The organism is Nitrobacter sp. (assembly GCF_051535235.1).
Lineage (GTDB): Bacteria > Pseudomonadota > Alphaproteobacteria > Rhizobiales > Xanthobacteraceae > Nitrobacter.
Map to the genome: position 1 here is coordinate 255,910 of NZ_JBPPLZ010000003.1, position 17,900 is coordinate 273,809.

Sequence of the window (17,900 nt, forward strand, 5' to 3'; positions counted from 1 at the left end):
AGAAGCGAAGGGGGCTCTGGCTTGCGCTGACGGGCGGCTCACCATGGAATCGTGTTTCGATCCCGGGCCGCGTTACCGCGAAACATAGGGGGGAAATGCGTAAAGTCAATTGAGAAACGGCGGAAATATCGAAAAACCTTGCCGTTTTTTGCTTGAACCCGGCGGAATGACCGCTGAGATATTCGATAGCCTGTCGCATTTTCGGCTCGCGAGGACATCAGTATGGATGCAGGCCGTCCGCGCAAACAGCGCCAGATCTCCACGCGCTGCTGCATCGTCGGCGGCGGGCCAGCCGGCATGATGCTCGGCTACCTGCTCGCCCGCGCCGGGATTGAAACCGTCGTTCTCGAAAAGCACGCCGACTTCTTCCGCGACTTTCGCGGCGATACCGTGCACCCATCGACCATGCAGGTGATGGACGAACTCGGCCTGATCGATGATTTCCTGAAAGTGCCGCACGATGAACTGCAAAAGCTGGAAGGCTGCTTCGGTAAGGCCCGCCTGCGCATCGCCGACGTCAGCCGCACCGGCGCGAAGTATCCGTTCATCGCCTTCATGCCGCAGTGGGATTTTCTCAATTTCCTGCGCGACAAGGGCCGCCGCTTTCCGAACCTCAAGATCATGATGAACACCGAGGCGATCGGGCTTATCCACGACGGCGACAGGGTGGCGGGCGTCCGCGCAGACGCTGGCGGTCCGCTCGACATCAGGGCCGACCTGACGGTCGCCTGCGACGGGCGACATTCCATCATTCGGCGGAGCGCGGGGCTTGAGGTCGAGGAGATCGGAGCGCCGATGGACGTGCTGTGGTTTCGCGTCGGCAAGGGCGCCGAGACCGAAAGCATGTTCGCGCGCATCGAGGCGGGCAAGATGATGGTGACGCTCGATCGCGGCACGTACTGGCAATGCGCCTACGTCATCGTCAAGGGACGCTACGACGAGATCAAGGCGCGAGGCATCGAGGCGTTGCGCGCCGACGTGGTCGCGCTGGCGCCGCCGCTCCGGTCCGGCATCGCGGACGTAAAGAGCTGGGACGACGTGAAGCTGCTCACCGTCGCTGTGAACCGTCTCAAGCGGTGGACCCGGCCCGGTCTGCTTTGCATCGGCGACGCCGCGCATGCGATGTCGCCGATTGGTGGCGTCGGCGTCAACATCGCGGTTCAGGATGCGGTGGCGTCGGCGAACCTGCTTGCGGCGAAGCTCGCGAGCGACGGCGCCGTGAGCGAGGATGATCTCGCCGCCGTCCAGCGCCGCCGCGAATTTCCGATGCGCATGACGCAAGCCATGCAGGTGATCGTCCAGACCAACATCGTCAGCGCGGCGCTCAAACACGGCAACGGCCCGTTGAAGCCGCCGCTGCTTGCGCGCATCGTCAACGCTGTGCCGTGGTTGCAGGGTTTGACTGCGAAGTTCATCGCTGTCGGTGTGCGGCCCGAACATGTCCATTCGCCGAAAGCGTGATCGCGTTTTGCAGAGCTAAATAGAGACGGCTTAAACGGCGAGGTAAATTATTCGTCCCAAAGCACCGAGCAAGAGTGCAAAGGCGGCGGCGGACTGAATAAAGAAACCCGGAAACCGTTTCCCGGGATCCGAAAGATAGCCGACGAAGTAAATGATCCGTCCTAGCAGCCATAGCGTCCCAAGGGCCGCGGCCCAAGCGACGCTCCAATAGATCGCGAATAGCCACATCGAGGGAAGAAAAACTGGAATCCACTCCACCGTGTTCAGGTGCGCGCGGACAGCTCTTTCAAGATGCGGATCGCCGGTCATGAGAGGCGCGAGAATTCTTGTCTTGGCGTGAAGCCTCGAAACGGTGAGTGCCATTCCGAATACGACTAGTCCGCCGACAAGCGTGACAATGGCGACGGGATAATAGCGTTCCATGACGAGCCTTTAATTCTGCTGGCCGTGCTTGCGGATTGTGCCGGCATACCGAGATCATTTTGACAGGATTACAGCCGCCGCGACAGCAGAAGCGCCAGCAGGCCGGCGACCGCCACCGCGCCGCCGTACCAAACCCACTGCGTCTGCCTGATCATGATACTCGAGGCCGGATAGGGAAACACGCCGGTGCCCTGACCGGCCCAGACAAGGCCCATCAGGATCGCGAGCAGGCCGAGGATCACAAGTGCCAGTCTCATGATTGAACAATGCCTCCGGATGGTTCCGCGCGGTGGTCGGTTTACACGTCGAGCATCTCCTCGCTGGCGAATTCGGCCTTGTCGGAGATGAAGGCGAAGCGCGCCTCCGCCTTGGTGCCCATCAGCCGCTCGACCGAGTCCGCCGTGTCCTCGCGATCGTCCGCCAGCAGCACCACGCGCAACATCGTGCGCTTCGCCGGGTCCATGGTGGTTTCCTTGAGCTGCGCCGGCATCATCTCGCCGAGGCCCTTGAAGCGGCCGACGTCCACCTTGGCATTGGCGTTGAACTCGCTCTTGAGCAGCGCCTCCTTGTGGGCATCGTCGCGGGCGTAGACCGTCTTGCTGCCGTGGGTCAGCCGATAAAGCGGCGGCACCGCGAGATAGAGATGGCCCTCGTCGATCAGGCGCGGCATCTGGCGGTAGAAGAACGTGATCAGCAGCGAGGCGATATGGGCGCCGTCGACGTCGGCATCGGTCATGATGATGACGCGCGAATAGCGCAGGTCCTCTTCGCGATAGTTGGTGGCGGTGCCGCAGCCGAGCGCCTGGATCAGGTCGGCGAGCTGCGCGTTGGCGGTGACCTTGTCCCGGCCTGCGGAGGCCACGTTGAGGATCTTGCCGCGCAACGGCAGCACAGCTTGCGTCTTGCGGTCGCGCGCCTGCTTGGCGCTGCCGCCGGCCGAGTCGCCCTCGACGATGAACAGTTCGGAGCCGTCGGTCGCGGTGTCGGTGCAGTCGGCGAGCTTGCCGGGGAGGCGCAGCTTCTTCACCGCGCTCTTGCGCGAGGTTTCCTTCTCGGCGCGTCGGCGCAGCCGCTCGTCGGCGCGCTCGACCACGAAGTCGAGCAGCCTGTTGGCCTGCGTCGGATTGCCGGACAGCCAGTGATCGAACGGATCCTTGATCGCCTGTTCGACGATCCGCGAGGCCTCGGCGGTGGCGAGGCGATCCTTGGTCTGGCCCTGGAATTCCGGCTCGCGCACGAACACCGAGAGCATCACGGCGGCCCCGACCATGACGTCCTCGGACGTGATGGAGCCCGCGCGCTTGCCCTGGCCGACGCGCTCGGCGTGATCCTTCAATCCGCGCAGCAGCGCGCTGCGCAGGCCCGACTCGTGAGTGCCGCCGTCGGGCGTCGGCACCGTGTTGCAATAGGAGGACAGGAAGCCGTCGGCGTCCGCGGTCCACGCCACCGCCCATTCGCAGGCGCCGTGCGCGCCGTTGCGCCCCGACCTGCCGGAGAAGATGTCCGGATGAACCAGGGTGTCCTTGTGGATCGCCGCGGCCAAATAGTCCTTCAAGCCGCCAGGGAAGTGGAAGGTTGCTTCCGCCGGGATGTCGTCGAGGCCTTTGAGCAGTTCCGGCGCGCACCGCCAGCGGATTTCGACGCCGCCGAACAGATACGCCTTCGAGCGCGTCATCTTGAACAGGCGCTGCGGTTTGAACGCGGCCTTTGCGCCAAAAATTTCGGTGTCGGGCTTGAAGCGGATGGTGGTGCCGCGCCGGTTGGCGATCCTGCCCAAGTCCTCGAGCTTGCCCTTGGGGTGGCCGCGCTCGAACGTCATCTTGTAGAGGTTCTGGCTGCGCGCCACCTCCACTTCGAGGCGGGAGGAGAGGGCGTTGACCACGGACACGCCGACGCCGTGCAGGCCGCCCGAGGTCTCGTAGACCTTGGAGTCGAACTTGCCGCCCGAATGCAGCGTGCACATGATGACTTCGAGCGCCGACTTCTTCGGAAATTTCGGATGTGGATCGACCGGGATGCCGCGTCCGTTGTCGGTGACGGTGAGGAAGCCGTCGGCGGATAGTTCCACCACGATGAAGGTCGCGTGCCCCGCCAGCGCCTCGTCCATCGAGTTGTCGATCACCTCGGCGAACAGGTGGTGCAGCGCTTTTTCGTCGGTGCCTCCGATGTACATGCCGGGGCGGCGGCGGACCGGCTCAAGTCCCTCCAGCACCTCGATGTCGGCGGCGGTGTAGCCTGCCTCGGCTCCCGACGCGCGGCTTGATCCGCGGCCGGGGCGGGCCCTGGTGTCGGAGGTCTTGGCCTCGGCCTCGAACAGGTCGTCGGCGGATTTTGACTTTGTGTTTTGTTTCAGTGATTTGGACATATTTCTTCAAAAATCAGGCGCGTCGGGACAAGACGAATCGGCCACGCTGACTATGCCACGGACGCAGGTCGAATTGTGAAGACCTCCAGGAAGCCGGGTGGGGTCGGGGCGTCAGGTGATTCTGATATCTTAAGAAACAGAATGGGAGCGGAAAATTGCTGCGCGTTTTTCCTGTCCCGCTCTCGTGAGGATCGGTTGCCGGCCGCCACCGCCGGCTCCAATACGCAGTTCTTTCCAATATGCAAGTCTTTCCAATATCCAAGTCTTTGTGACTTGAAGTTGCATGAGAGGCTAGTTTAGCTGCTTCCGATTGTTTTGTACCGCCGCGGAGGCTCAAACAACCCCTTCGCTAAGGGAGCGGCAAGAGGCATTTTGGAATGGAAGACGTCGGACGCGGCCTGGTCGACTTCGTGAGCGATCATCAGGTTTGGGCCGCCCCTGTCGTGCTGCTGCTTGCCTTCGGCGAGTCGCTTGCCTTCATCTCGCTATTGGTTCCGGCGTGGGGCGTGCTGGTGGCGATCGGCGCGATGCTGGGGCCGGGGCAGATCAATTTCTGGCCGGTGTGGATCGCGGCCGCCGTCGGCGCGGCGCTCGGCGACTGGCTGTCGTACTGGCTCGGCTACCACTTCAAGGATCGCGTCGCCGAAATATGGCCGCTGTCGCGCCGTCCCGATCTGTTGCCGCGCGGCCGGGCTTTCGTGCTGCGATGGGGTATCCCATCTATTTACATCGGACGGTTTTTCGGGCCGCTGCGCGCCTCGGTCCCGCTCGCCGCCGGAATCTTTGCAATGCCGTACTGGCGTTTCCAGATCGCAAACTGGACCTCGGCATTGATCTGGTCGGCGGTGTTGCTGATCTTCGGCGACCTGATCTCGCGGATCGTCGAATGGATATGGCGCACGGTTTGAGCGTGAGCCAGTCCCGAAGTGATGTCGGACGCGGGTGGTCGCGCAGCCGCCGCATTTGGATTACAAGGCGGGCCAGCGAGCACGCTCGCGGGATGCAAGGATAAAGTCGTGACTGCCGCAGACACCAGAACGAAAGACTTAACTTCCAGCGGCAACACCGCCGACCGACCGACGGTGTTCGTCGATGGCGCGTCTGGAACCACGGGGCTCGAAATCCGCCAGCGGCTCGATCGGCAGGGCGACGTCCTCGTCAAAAGCCTCGACGGCGACAAGCGGAAGGATCCGGCCGCCAAGCGCGCGTTGATGGCGGAGGTCGATCTGGTGATCCTTTGCCTGCCCGATGACGCGGCCAAGGAAACCGTCGCGTTGATCGACGGCATGGGCGCGGACGCGCCGAAGGTGCTCGACGCTTCGACGGCGTTTCGCGTCGCGCCGGACTGGACCTACGGCTTTCCGGAACTGACTTCGGATCAGGCGGACAGGATCAAGGGGTCCCGCAAGGTCACGAACCCCGGCTGCTATCCGACCGGATCGATCGCGTTGCTGCGGCCGCTGACCGATGCCGGTCTGATCCCACCGGACTATCCCGTCACCATCAACGCGGTGAGCGGATACTCCGGCGGCGGCAAGTCCATGATCGAGAGTTTTGAGAGCGGGACCGCGCCTGCGTTCGAGCTTTACGGTCTTGGCTTCGAGCACAAGCATCTGCCGGAAACGCAGAAGTACGCCAACCTGACGCGGCGGCCGATTTTCGCGCCGTCGGTCGGCGACTACCGGCAGGGCATGCTGGTATCGATCCCGCTGCATCTCGATACGCTGCCGGGCAAGCCCGATGGCGCCGCGCTTCATGCGGCGCTGGCCAAGCGTTACGCGGGCAGCACTTATGTTTCGGTGATGCCGCTCGACAACGACGCGACGAAAAACGGACGGATCGAGCCGGAGGCGCTGAACGGCAGCAACAGGCTCGAGCTTTATGTCTTCGCCAGTGACAAGCACCGGCAGGCCGTTCTGGTCGCGCGGCTCGACAATCTCGGCAAGGGCGCATCGGGCGCGGCGGTGCAGAACATGCGGCTGATGCTTGGGCTGAGGGATATGGGGGTGGATTGAGGCTTTGACTCATTAGGCGCAGCCAAATTCGGATTGATGCGAGTTTGGCGAACGTGAATGATTCAAGGGGAAGTTTCCGGTGGCACACCCAGCCGTCCAATGTTTCGCATCCGCTCAACGCATCGCTAAAATTTTATGCAACCACAAGTGCCGTCGGTAACCCCTCCCACCTAGTATGTAGCCGTTCAGAGGCTGCACGCATGTATTCAGTCAAAAACTCTTCGCGAGCGTTGCTCGTTGCCCTGGTGCCGCTCACGGCTGTGAATGCCGTTCTGCTCGCGATGGCATTGCTTGCGACACAGACGACGCCGCCACTGGCGAGTATGCCCGCGCCGGACAATATCCTGATCTACTCTTTCGGGCGCGTGGCAATGGATGGAGCATTGCTGTTTGCGGGTCACCTGGTTCTGCGGCAACGGGCCATCTCGAGCCGCTTTGCGTATGGGTTGATGGGCGGCGTCATGGCCGCCTCCAGTTATGCGATCGCGCTACGCAATGGTTTCTTGTTGTTTCCGCCAAGCAGTGGAAGCGAGATTACGTCGGGCTTGCTACCGACTGCTGCGGGAAGTCTTGCCGGTTTCCTTTATGGCCAATTCGCAGGGATTGAGCCGGCAGCCAACACGCCAAGAAACTCGTCTGAAATCGAGACGCCGGTTGCACCGCGAACATTCGACGGTCCCGTGCGTGTCCGCAGTTCGATTGCGGCGACTATCATCGCGGCGACGATACCCGCCGCGCTGACTGCAATTCTGGTTTTTGGCATTATGATGCTTAGCTTGTCGAGCGATGGCCCCGGCATGTTGTTCGTAACAGCGCTCCCGGCACAGACGTTTCTGACTGTCCTGCTCGCAACCATTTTGCCATCGGCGATTTTCGTCCTCGGCGCACATCATATCGCCAGGGCTCTCCGTCGCCATCGCGGATATGAATATGCGGCGATCGGGAGCCTGGTGGCGGGGCTGTGCGCTAGCCCGCTTGCACTGCTGATGCCGCTGACTCCGATCTTCCTGCTGGCTCTCGCGGTGGTATACGGCGCAATCATGGGCGCTCTCTATCGCCGCTTCGCCGGCATCGAGCCGGTGCCGTTGCCTGAAGCCGTGCTCGCGACGGATGAGGCCGCATTGGTGGGCGCCGACCATCCGTCACGACGACAGCACAGTGTCATTCTCACGAATGGCGCGGCACAAACACGTTCCTAGGAGCTTACCCTGAGGGCACTGGCTGCAATCGGCGTTGCCGGACTGTTTGCGGCTGCCGGCTTACTCTGGTTCTCGACAAACCCAAATGTCGTCGCGCTCAAGGTTGAGCCGATGAAAACGAACCCCGATTTGCCTTCGTTCAAGCAGGTGCAGGATGCCCTGAGGCAGCAGAGCGGTCGATGAGTAACTCTGTTGGTAGCCTCGTCGCTCGGCAAGGGGATGGGCGAGTGCGCAGCTTGCTGCTGTCTCGAACGAGTAAGCAAAATTCGTGTCTCCTGAATTTTGCGCATTCCGTTTATTGAATCACCTCACGCCCGCACGCGCACATAACTGCCCGGCGCGTCCTCGATCGGCGGCAGCGCGGCGCTGCCGACTTCGCGGGCAGGGACGACCTCGGCGTCGATTCCGCGCAGCCAGGCGTGCCAGTCCGGCCACCACGAGCCCTTGTGCTCCTGCGCGCTCTTCATCCACTCCGCAACCGTGGTGTTGCCGATGGCATCGCTGGTCCAGTACTGGTATTTGCCGAGCGACGGCGGATTGATGACCCCGGCGATGTGTCCCGACCCTGACAACACGTAACGCACGGGGCCGCCGAAGAATCGCGAGCCGTACAGAACGGATTCCGCGGGCGCGATGTGATCCTCGCGGGTCGCGAGATTGTAGATCGGCACCTTGACCTTCGAGAGGTCGAGCAGGGTGTTGTCGAGCACCATCGAGCCGGTCGAGAGGCGGTTCTCCAGATAGCAGTTGCGCAGATAATAGGAATGGTTGGCCGCGGGCATCCGCGTCGCGTCCGAATTCCAGTGCAGCAGGTCGAACGCCGGCGGCGTCTTTCCCTTGAGATAGTTGCTGACGACGTAGGACCAGATCAGGTCATTGGGGCGCAGCATGTTGAAGGCCATCGCCATCTTGCTGCCTTCCAGCACGCCGGACTGCTTCATGTCGCGTTCGAGCGCGGAAATCTGGTCTTCGTCCACGAATACCAGCAGGTCGCCGGCGTGGGTGAAGTCGACCTGCGCGGCGAAGAACGTCGCCGACGTCACGCGCGACCGCTGCTTGTCCGCAAGCCACGCCAGCGTGGTCGCGAGCAGAGTGCCGCCGACGCAATAGCCAACGGTATGCACCTTGGTCTCGCCGGTCGCTTTCTCGATCGCGTCCATCGCTGCCAGCGGACCTTCCTTCATGTAATCCTCGAAGGTCTTTTCGCCGAGCCTCTTGTCGGGATTGACCCAGGATATCACGAACACCGTGATGCCCTGATCGACGCACCACTTGATGAAGGACTTCTCCGGCTTCAGGTCGAGGATGTAGAACTTGTTGATCCACGGCGGCACGATCAGGAGCGGCGTCCGCAGCACCGTCTCGGTGCTCGGCGAATACTGGATCAATTGCATCAGTTCGTTCTGGTAGATCACCTTGCCCGGCGTCGTGGCCATGTTGACGCCGACTTCGAGGTGGCTGGAGTCGGACTGCCGGATACGCAGAACCCCGTTGCCCGCATTGATATCTTCGGCCAGCATTTTCATGCCGCGCGCCAGGTTGTCGGCGTTCGAGGCGAAGGTTTCGCGCAGCACATCCGGATTGGTCATCACGAAATTCGACGGCGCGAGCGCGTTGGTGATCTGCGCGATATAGAACTCGGCCTTCTTGCGGGTGTGCGGATCGAGGTTCTCGGCGTCGCGAACCAGCTCGTTCGCCCATTTGGTCGTCAGCAGATACGCCTGCATCACAAAATCGAAGAACTGGTTCGATCGCCATTCCGCATCGGTGAAACGCTTATCGCGGGGTGCGGGTGCGACGGTGGGCTTGATCTCCTCGCCGGCGAGGCGGCGCGCGGCGTAGCCCCAGAGGTCCAGATAGGCCTTGCCGAGTTTCGTCTTCAATTCGACCGCGCGGGTCTGGTCCGAGAGCCAGTAGTCCGCCACCGTGCTGACAGTCCTGATCAACTCGGCGAACTCGTTCGGCTGGCTGTCGCGCGCCTCGCCGCTCTCACGCGCCTTGAGGTAAGCGGCCAGCGCCTTGCCGCCGCTCTCCATCGCATTGGCGAGGTTCATCGCGAAGGTGTCCGGGTCGAACCGGGGCTTGGCCTCGGCCTTGGTCTCGACAGGTAACTCGCTCATGGCCGCACACCTGAGGGTTTGTTCAAAATTCCGTCCCGCACGTGGCGGGCAGCGATCATGACATAATCTGGGGAGCATTGCCGGTTTCGATGTGTTGCGGTGCGACAAAACATCTTTATGCGGCCATATATGAGCCCTGATGAACTGGCTTAAGGACGCTGGGCCGGCGCGATAGCGGCTTTGGCGTTCCCGGGCGATAATGATTCCAAGCGTGCGATTCGATCTTATGAAGCAAACGCATCATGAAGCCGCAGGTTCGGATGGAAACGTGAGCGCGTCCGGGTCGACAGCCTCCAACAGACAGGCGCGCAAACGCAGCGGCTGCGCGATGGCCGGCGCCGCCACTTTGGTGCTGCTGCTGTCGCTGTCGCTCGGCGGCTGCTCGACGTCGATTGCGGATCTGCCTATCGGCACCCCGCCGGATGCGCCGGAACGGGCGGCCGAGGTGCCGGACTATCCCGCGGTGCATGACCTGCCGGCCCCGAGAGACCACGCAGCGATGAACCCCGCCGAACAGGCCAGGGTTGAGAAGGAACTGATCGCCGCGCGCGACCACCAGTCCCAGGCGGCTCAGACCTCGGACCCCAAATAAGCCGCGCATCAGCCCGCGATGGACGCGAAGTGCTGGCGGAGCAGGGCGTCCGTGTTGGGCTTTTCACCGTTTCACGGAAAACGGCCAAAAACTCCAGAGGCTTTCCGCTTCTGAAGAATCGACCCGGGCGATACCTCACCTCTCCCCAAAGGGGAGAGGTCGGAGCCGAAGGCTCCGGGTGAGGGGGTTCGATCTATCGATAGGCTGTAACCCCTCACCCCAACCCTCTCCCAATGGGAGAGGGGGCGCGTCGTTTCATGGACAGGTGTTTCGATCAAAATCGAAAAAACTCTAGATTCTTGATTTGACGCGTTTTCTTCACGCGAACCGAATTCCACTTCGCTCGAAAACGCTATAGAGTGGCACGATTCAGTACGAGATCGCGCGCGTGGAACCGTCAGGTCTGGCGACGCCGGCCTCGTGCCAATCGCCCGTCAAATCCGGCCCGGAGCCAGGAGCCATGGAAGAGTTTTATCGTATCCGCCGTCTGCCGCCTTACGTGTTCGAACAGGTCAATCGCGCCAAGGCGGCCGCACGGAACGCCGGAGCCGATATCATCGACCTCGGTATGGGCAACCCGGACCTGCCGACGCCGCCCCATGTCCTCGACAAGCTCAAGGAAACCCTGGGCAAACCCAAGACAGACCGCTATTCGGCCTCCCGCGGCGTCACCGGCCTGCGCAAGGCGCAAGCCGGCTACTACGCCCGCCGCTTCGGGGTGAAACTCAATCCCGACACGCAGATCGTGGCGACGCTCGGCTCCAAGGAGGGTTTTGCGAATGTCGCCCAGGCGATCACCGCGCCGGGCGATGTCGTGCTGTGCCCGAACCCGAGCTATCCGATTCACGCATTCGGCTTTCTGATGGCAGGCGGCGTCATCCGCTCGGTACCATCCGCGCCGACGCCGGATTTTTTCGCGGCCTGCGAGCGCGCGATCATCCATTCCATACCGAAGCCGATCGCGCTGATCGTGTGCTATCCGTCGAACCCGACGGCGCAGATCGCGAGTCTCGATTTCTACCGCGATCTCGTTGCGTTCGCGAAGAAACACGAGATCTTCATCCTGTCGGACCTCGCATATTCAGAGGTCTACTTCGACGACAACCCGCCGCCCTCGGTGCTTCAGGTGCCCGGTGCGGTCGACGTCACCGTCGAGTTCACCTCGATGTCGAAGACGTTCTCGATGGCCGGATGGCGCATCGGCTTCGCGGTCGGCAACGAACGCATCATCGCGGCTCTCGCGCGGGTGAAATCCTATCTGGATTACGGGGCCTTCACGCCGATCCAGGTGGCGGCGACTGCGGCCCTGAACGGTCCGGACACCTGCATTCGCGAGATGCGCGACATCTATCGCAAGCGCCGCGACGCGTTGGTGGAATCCTTCGGCCGCGCCGGATGGGTGATCCCGCCGCCGCAGGCCTCGATGTTCGCATGGGCGCCGCTGCCCGAACGGTTTCGCGATCTCGGCAGCATGCAGTTCGCAACCCTGATGGTCGAGAAATCCGGGGTCGTAGTCTCGCCCGGCGTCGCCTTCGGCGAGCACGGCGAGGGCTATGTCCGCATCGCCATGGTGGAAAACGAACAGAGAATTCGTCAGGCCGCCCGCGGCGTCCGCCACTTCCTTGAAAGCGGCATCGAAACGTTGCACAACGTGGTTCCTCTCGCCAACCGGCGATAGGCGCCGGTTCGGGGACGGCCTTGCGGCCTTTCGGGCCGGTCGTGCCTTGATCGTTCCTTGCAACACCGGTTTTTCCAGCAGGTTTCCTTATGGTCGCACCCCTGAAAGTGGGCATTGCGGGGCTCGGCACTGTGGGGTCGGCTGTCGTTCACCTCATCGAGCAGCAGGGCCGGGCGCTGTCGGCGCGCTGCGGGCGCGGCGTCCGCGTGGTCGCCGTCGCCGCGCGCTCGAAGACCAAGAAGCGCGACATCGACCTTCGCGGCGTGGCGTGGGCCAAGGACGCGCTGGCGCTGGCGAACGATCCCGACATCGACTGTTTCGTCGAGTTGATGGGCGGGGCGGGCGACCCGGCGCAATCGGCGATCGAGGCGGCGCTGAAATCGGGCAAGTCGGTGGTGACGGCCAACAAAGCGCTGATCGCCAGGCACGGCCTGCGGCTCGCGACTCTCGCCGAGCAGCACGGTGGCGCGCTGAACTACGAGGCCGCGGTCGGCGCCGCCATTCCTGTCATCAAGACACTGCGGGAAGGACTTGCCGGGACCACGATCAACCGCGTCTACGGCATCCTCAATGGCACCTGCAACTACATCCTGACGCGGATGGAGCGGGAAAACCTGTCGTTCGCCGAGTGCCTGAAGGAGGCCCAGCGTCTCGGCTATGCCGAGGCCGATCCCTCGTTCGACGTCGACGGTCACGATACCGCGCAGAAGCTGTCGATCCTGGCGAGCCTCGCCTTCGGCACCCGCGTCGCCCAGAGCGCGGTCTATGTCGAGGGCATCTCGTCGATCGCGCCGGAGGACCTTCGCGCGGCGGAAGAACTCGGCTACCGCGTCAAGCTGCTCGGCGTCGCGATGCGCACCGCCAAGGGCATCGAACAGCGGGTGCATCCGACCATGGTGCCCAAAACCTCGTCAATCGCGCAGGTGATGGGCGTCACCAACGCGGTCACCATCGATGGCGACGGCATTCCGCCGATCACGCTGGTCGGCCCCGGCGCCGGCGGCGCCGCGACGGCGTCCGCCGTGGTCGCCGATATCGCCGATGTGGCGTGCGGCATTCGCGCCTTGCCGTTCGGACGGCCGGCGTCGCGGCTCAAGGCGACCAAGAAGGCGCCGATGGAGCGCCATGAGGGCGGCTACTACATCCGCCTGATGGCGCGCGATTTCGCCGGCACCGCCGCGACCATCGCCACACGTCTCGCCGAGCAGAAAATCTCGATTGAATCGATCGTCCAGCGCCATCCCAACGGCAAGCTCGATATGACCGACGCCGGCAAACCTGCGGAGCCCGTTCCGGTGCTCCTGATCACCTATGCGACCAGCGAGGACGCGGTGCACCGCGCGCTTCATGCGGTGAGGGCGGACAAGGTCATCACCGGCCGTCCGCAGGTCATCCGTATCGAAAAGAACTGAGGGATCCCGCCGCGCCGCCCGAGGAGAGTTGAGCCGATGCCGACAGATATTTCCATTCCGCCGCAACAGGCGCTCCGCCGCCTCCTGACGCTCGAGATCGTGCGTGTGACGGAGCGGGCGGCGGTGGCGGCGGCGCGGCTGCGCGGGCGCGGCATGGAAAAGGCGTCCGATCAGGCCGCGGTCGACGCCATGCGGCGCGAACTCAACAAGCTGCCGATCGACGGCACGGTGGTGATCGGCGAGGGCGAGATCGACGAGGCTCCGATGCTGTTCATCGGCGAGAAAGTCGGCAATTCCCACGGACCGGAGGTCGACATCGCGGTCGATCCGCTCGAAGGCACCGTGCTGTGCGCCAAGAACATGCCCGGCGCGATCGCCACCATCGCGATGGCCGAGCGCGGCACGCTGCTTCACGCCCCCGATTGCTACATGGACAAGATCGCGATCGGTCCCGGCTATCCCAAGGGCACGGTGGACCTCGACGCGCCGGTGGAAGAGAACATCATCAATCTCGCCAAGGCCAAGGGAATCAAGCCGACCGAGATCACCGCGATCCTGCTCGACCGGCCGCGCCATGCCGCCAAGATCGCCGCACTGCGCAAGGTCGGCGCCGCGGTGAGCCTGATCAGCGACGGCGACGTCGCCGGCGTCATCCACACCGCCGAGCCGCGAACCGGAATCGATATTTATCTGGGCAGCGGTGGCGCGCCCGAAGGCGTGCTGTCCGCGGCGGCGCTGCGCTGCATCGGCGGCCAGATGCAGACCCGTCTCATCATCGATAACGAGGCCTTGCGCGAGCGGACCCTGCAGATGGGGATCAAGGACCCCAAAAAGAAATACGAGATCTGCGACATGGTGAAGGGCGATTGCGTGTTCGCCGCGACCGGCGTGACCTCGGGGTCGCTGCTCTCGGGCGTCCGGTTCAGCAAGGACGTGATCAAGACCGATACGGTGGTGATGCGCTCGGTGACGGGTACCGTGCGCCGCATCAAGGCCGAGCATCGGCAGTTGGATAAATTTCACCTGGATTGAGTCATGTCCAATTTCGGCGACGGTGTCGCGGCTTTGCCTGCGGTCCTTCAATTCTAACATCGCAAGAAGGCTCGCTGAAACGGGATGCGAATGTCAGAATTGGACCACTGGAGCAGTTCATATGGGAACGCAGCTTGTCGTCATTGCGAGCGAAGCGAAGCAATCCAGTGGCATCTGGATTGCTTCGTCGCTCCGCTCCTCGCAATGACGAGAACAGAGCCAAGTGGTGAACGGCTCTAGATTCCATACGATATCGCAAGGTAGGACGATAGCATGACCTTGCCTGCCACCGCATTTCCGGTCGAAGCGCCCGACGCCTTTCTCGGCGTCGCGCATTCGGCCACGGGCCGCCTGTGGCGCGATCGCCTCGATGCGCGGGGCGCGGCGCGTGCGCTGGCGATCGCGCAGCGGCATCAACTGCCGGAGATGCTGGCACGGGTGATTGCCGGGCGCGGCGTCGAGATCGACGCGGTCGCGGATTTTCTCGATCCCACCATACGGCGGCTGATGCCCGATCCCTTCACCGTGACGCAGATGGAGGCGGCGGCGCAACGGCTCGCCGATGCCGCGATGCGCGGCGAGACGGTCGCGATCTTCGGCGACTACGATGTCGACGGCGCGACCTCGGCTGCGCTGCTCGCGTGGCATCTGCGCCATTGCGGCCTCACGCCGCTGATCCACATCCCCGACCGGATTTTCGAGGGCTACGGCCCGAACGTCGACGCGATCAACGCGCTCGCGGCAAAAGGCGCGACGCTGCTGGTGACGGTGGACTGCGGCACCACCAGCATCGAGCCGCTGGCGGTCGCAAGGCAACAGGGCATGTCGGTGGTCGTGATCGATCATCACCAGTGCGCCGACGATCTGCCGGATGTGGACGCGCTGGTGAATCCGAACCGGCCGGACGATCTCTCTGGCCTCGGGCATCTCGCCGCCGTCGGTCTTGTCCTGGTGACGCTGGTCGCGCTGAACCGCGAACTGCGCCAGCGCGGCTTCTGGACGCCCGAGCGGCCGGAGCCCGATCTTCTGAACATGCTGCACCACGTCGCGCTCGGCACGGTCGCCGACGTCGCGCCGCTAACCGGCCTCAACCGCGCCTTCGTGGCGAAGGGGCTGATCGCGCTGCGCCGTCGCGATCACATCGGCCACACCGCGCTGATGGATGTCGCGCGGCTGAACGGCCCGCCGGAAGCCTGGCATCTCGGCTTCATGCTGGGACCGCGCATCAACGCCGGCGGCCGCATCGGTCGTGCTGACCTGGGCGTGCGGCTGTTGCTCGAAGCCGATGTCTCGGAAGCCGCGCGCATCGCCGCCGAACTCGATCGCCTCAATACCGAGCGCCGCGTGATCGAGCAGGCAGCCGAGGCGCAGGCCGAAGCCGAGGCGCTGGCCTCGCTCGGTCTCGAGGACAAGGGCTCCGTTATCGTCACGGCGTCCGAGGGCTGGCATCCTGGCGTCGTCGGTCTCGTCGCGTCGCGGCTGAAGGACAAGTTCGGTCGGCCCGCCTTCGTCGTCGCGCTGGAGCCTGGCGGGATCGGCACCGGATCGGGCCGCTCCATCGGCGGCGTCGATCTCGGCAGGGCGGTGCGGCAGGCGGTGACCGACGGCGTGCTGCTCAAGGGCGGCGGTCACGCCATGGCGGCCGGCGTGACGCTGCGGAAAGATCGGCTGGCGGAATTCCGCGCCTACATGGAAAAGGCGCTCGCCGCCGATGTCGCACAGTCGCGCCATGTCAACGAACTGTTCATCGACGGCGCGGTCAGCGCGCGAGCAGTAACGCCTGAGTTCGTGGCGATGCTCAATCGCGCGGGACCGTTCGGCGCGGGCAATCCCGAACCGGTATTGGCTCTGCCGTCGCACCAACTCATCCATGCCGACGAGGTCGGGCAGGCGCACCTGCGGCTGCGATTCAAGTCCGGCGACGGCGCGATCGTGAACGGCATCGCGTTCCGCGCGGTTGGCCAGCCGCTCGGCAACGCGCTGGCGCAAATGCGCGGCCAGCCGCTGCATGTGGCTGGGTCGCTGGCTGTGGATCGCTGGCAGGGCGCGGAGCGTGTGCAGTTGCGCGTCTGCGATGTCGCGGTACCCGATCCGGGTCCGGCGGTCATTCGTTGAAGTGGTTACATTTGAATGGAAGGGCTTCGTCGAAGCAATGCAAACTCCTTCTCCCGCTTGCGGGCCGAGACGAGCAAAGCTCGCTCTGCGAGAGTTGGGGAGGTAATGTCAGTGAAGATACCCACCCGACGGACTTCGTCGGTCGACCTCCGCCGCAAGCGGGAGAGGTTGGGAGTCGTTCGTGGCGGTTCACTGCAAATCCGAGTCGCCAGCTACAATCCCTGCCGCAGCTTCGCCAGCACTTGCAATCCCGCATAGCCGTCGGCGGGCAGGCCGACGCGGGTCTGGAAATCCTTCACCGCTTTCATGGTGTCGTTGCCGACGCGGCCGTCGGTGCCGCCGGTGTCGAAGCCGGCCTTGGTCAGGCGCGTCTGCACCTCCTGCACTTCCGCAAGCGTGAGCGCGCGCTCGGAGCCGGGGAAAGGCTGGATGAAGGGCGGCGCGCCGAGGATGCGGTCGCCGAGATGGCAGATCGCAAGCGCGTAATTCATCGACGGGTTGTAACTGCGCACCGCGTAGAAATTCGGTCCCAGCAGGAACGTTGGACCGCCCGGTTCGGGAATCCAGAGTCTGGCCGAGGCGTTCGGCTGCGGAAACGCCTTGCCGTCGGCGCGATGCACGCCGGCCGCCGACCATGCGGCGTAGCTGCGATTGCCGCTCGCGCCATCGGGTGCGCGCACTTCACATCCCCAATGCTCGCCGCGATGATATTTGCCGCGGTTGATGAGATAACGCGCGGTCGAGCCCAGCGCGTCGTCGGGCTTCCCGAACGGCGAGACCCGGCCGTCGCCGTCGTAATCCATGCCGACGTTGAGCCAGACCTCCGGCATCCATTGCGTATGCCCCATCGCGCCGGCCCATGACCCGCGCATCTCCTCGGGCGTGCTCCAGCCTTTGTTCACGATGCGCAGCGCGTTGATCAGTTCGGTTTCCCAATAGGTGCGTCGCCGCGGTTCGTTCCATGCGAGCGCCGCCAGCGAGGGGAATACCGGCCGCATGTGGTTCTTCTGCACCAGCGGATCGCCGAACGCGGACTCGACGCCCCACAATGCGAGCAGCGTTCCGCGCTCGACGCCGAAATCGCGCTCGATCCGCGCAAACAGCGCCTCGTTTTTCCGCAGCGCCTCCTTGCCGGCGATGATGCGCCAGTCCGAGACGCGGCGGTTGATGTATTGCCAGGTCTTCTCGTGAAACTCCGGCTGGTTGCGCATCTGCTTGAACACACTCATGTCCGGCTCGATCCGGCCCATGCAGCGATTCCATGTCGCCTCCGAGATTCCCTTCGCCAGCGCGCGGGCGCGAAACTTGTCGCGCCACTGCTCGAAGCCCTGCGGCGTTGCTGCGAGAGCCGGGAAGGGCACGAGCACCGCCGTCGCGCCGAGACATTGCAGCGCGCCGCGCCGGCTGATTTGGATTCGGGAATCGAAAGTTTTCATGCAGCGAGCTTAACGGAGGGAAGCGCCTGGCCGCAAAGGTTCATTGCGTCGC

At 63.8% G+C, this 17,900-nt stretch carries 14 protein-coding genes; 9 read left to right on the plus strand and 5 right to left on the minus strand.

Features of this window, described 5'->3' with window-relative positions:
* Positions 1–222 precede the first annotated feature (222 nt).
* On the plus strand, positions 223–1,461 hold the full coding sequence (locus ACS3WA_RS05825; RefSeq protein ID WP_438277602.1) for an FAD-dependent oxidoreductase: 1,239 nt from the start codon (positions 223–225) through the stop codon (positions 1,459–1,461).
* Between the two features lie 30 nt (positions 1,462–1,491).
* Here the strand turns inward: ACS3WA_RS05825 and ACS3WA_RS05830 are convergent, their stop codons facing one another.
* The 3 genes from ACS3WA_RS05830 to parE all read right to left on the minus strand — a co-directional run bounded on the left by ACS3WA_RS05830 (position 1,492) and on the right by parE (position 4,249).
* Positions 1,492–1,884 (minus strand): MAPEG family protein, encoded by a 393-nt coding sequence (locus tag ACS3WA_RS05830; RefSeq protein WP_438277603.1) that lies wholly within the window; start codon positions 1,882–1,884, stop codon positions 1,492–1,494.
* Between the two features lie 68 nt (positions 1,885–1,952).
* The gene (locus tag ACS3WA_RS05835; protein WP_438277604.1) at positions 1,953–2,141 is read right to left on the minus strand and encodes a hypothetical protein; all 189 of its coding nucleotides are present in this window, start codon (positions 2,139–2,141) and stop codon (positions 1,953–1,955) included.
* A gap of 41 nt (positions 2,142–2,182) precedes the next feature.
* Positions 2,183–4,249 carry a DNA topoisomerase IV subunit B gene (parE, locus tag ACS3WA_RS05840; RefSeq protein WP_438277605.1) on the minus strand — a complete coding sequence of 689 codons (2,067 nt, stop codon included), beginning with the start codon at positions 4,247–4,249 and terminating at the stop codon, positions 2,183–2,185.
* 377 nt (positions 4,250–4,626) lie between these two features.
* On the opposite strand from parE, the gene ACS3WA_RS05845 reads away from it, so the two are divergent.
* From ACS3WA_RS05845 to ACS3WA_RS05855, 3 genes are all read left to right on the plus strand, one after another.
* On the plus strand, positions 4,627–5,157 hold the full coding sequence (locus ACS3WA_RS05845; RefSeq protein WP_438277606.1) for a DedA family protein: 531 nt from the start codon (positions 4,627–4,629) through the stop codon (positions 5,155–5,157).
* 108 nt (positions 5,158–5,265) lie between these two features.
* Positions 5,266–6,264, plus strand: coding sequence for an N-acetyl-gamma-glutamyl-phosphate reductase (gene argC / locus ACS3WA_RS05850; protein ID WP_438277607.1), 999 nt, complete (start codon positions 5,266–5,268; stop codon positions 6,262–6,264).
* Between the two features lie 200 nt (positions 6,265–6,464).
* The gene (locus ACS3WA_RS05855) at positions 6,465–7,463 is read left to right on the plus strand and encodes a hypothetical protein (protein WP_438277608.1); all 999 of its coding nucleotides are present in this window, start codon (positions 6,465–6,467) and stop codon (positions 7,461–7,463) included.
* Between the two features lie 308 nt (positions 7,464–7,771).
* Here ACS3WA_RS05855 and ACS3WA_RS05860 read toward each other — a convergent pair whose 3' ends face one another.
* Positions 7,772–9,583, minus strand: coding sequence for a PHA/PHB synthase family protein (locus ACS3WA_RS05860; protein WP_438277609.1), 1,812 nt, complete (start codon positions 9,581–9,583; stop codon positions 7,772–7,774).
* A gap of 328 nt (positions 9,584–9,911) precedes the next feature.
* Here ACS3WA_RS05860 and ACS3WA_RS05865 point away from each other — a divergent pair, with 328 nt between their 5' ends.
* The 5 genes from ACS3WA_RS05865 to recJ all read left to right on the plus strand — a co-directional run bounded on the left by ACS3WA_RS05865 (position 9,912) and on the right by recJ (position 16,412).
* Positions 9,912–10,175, plus strand: coding sequence for a hypothetical protein (locus ACS3WA_RS05865; RefSeq protein WP_438277610.1), 264 nt, complete (start codon positions 9,912–9,914; stop codon positions 10,173–10,175).
* Between the two features lie 460 nt (positions 10,176–10,635).
* A complete protein-coding gene (locus ACS3WA_RS05870; RefSeq protein ID WP_438277611.1) occupies positions 10,636–11,853 on the plus strand; it encodes an LL-diaminopimelate aminotransferase in 1,218 nt (405 codons plus the stop codon).
* A gap of 89 nt (positions 11,854–11,942) precedes the next feature.
* Positions 11,943–13,265 carry a homoserine dehydrogenase gene (locus ACS3WA_RS05875; RefSeq protein WP_438277612.1) on the plus strand — a complete coding sequence of 441 codons (1,323 nt, stop codon included), beginning with the start codon at positions 11,943–11,945 and terminating at the stop codon, positions 13,263–13,265.
* Positions 13,266–13,301: 36 nt separating this feature from the next.
* Positions 13,302–14,297 (plus strand): class II fructose-bisphosphatase, encoded by a 996-nt coding sequence (glpX, locus tag ACS3WA_RS05880; RefSeq protein WP_438277613.1) that lies wholly within the window; start codon positions 13,302–13,304, stop codon positions 14,295–14,297.
* A gap of 273 nt (positions 14,298–14,570) precedes the next feature.
* Positions 14,571–16,412, plus strand: a complete 1,842-nt coding sequence (gene recJ, locus ACS3WA_RS05885) for a single-stranded-DNA-specific exonuclease RecJ (RefSeq protein ID WP_438277614.1) — start codon at positions 14,571–14,573, stop codon at positions 16,410–16,412.
* Between the two features lie 212 nt (positions 16,413–16,624).
* On the opposite strand, the gene ACS3WA_RS05890 is transcribed toward recJ, so the two are convergent.
* On the minus strand, positions 16,625–17,848 hold the full coding sequence (locus tag ACS3WA_RS05890; RefSeq protein ID WP_438277615.1) for a lytic murein transglycosylase: 1,224 nt from the start codon (positions 17,846–17,848) through the stop codon (positions 16,625–16,627).
* Positions 17,849–17,900 lie beyond the last annotated feature (52 nt).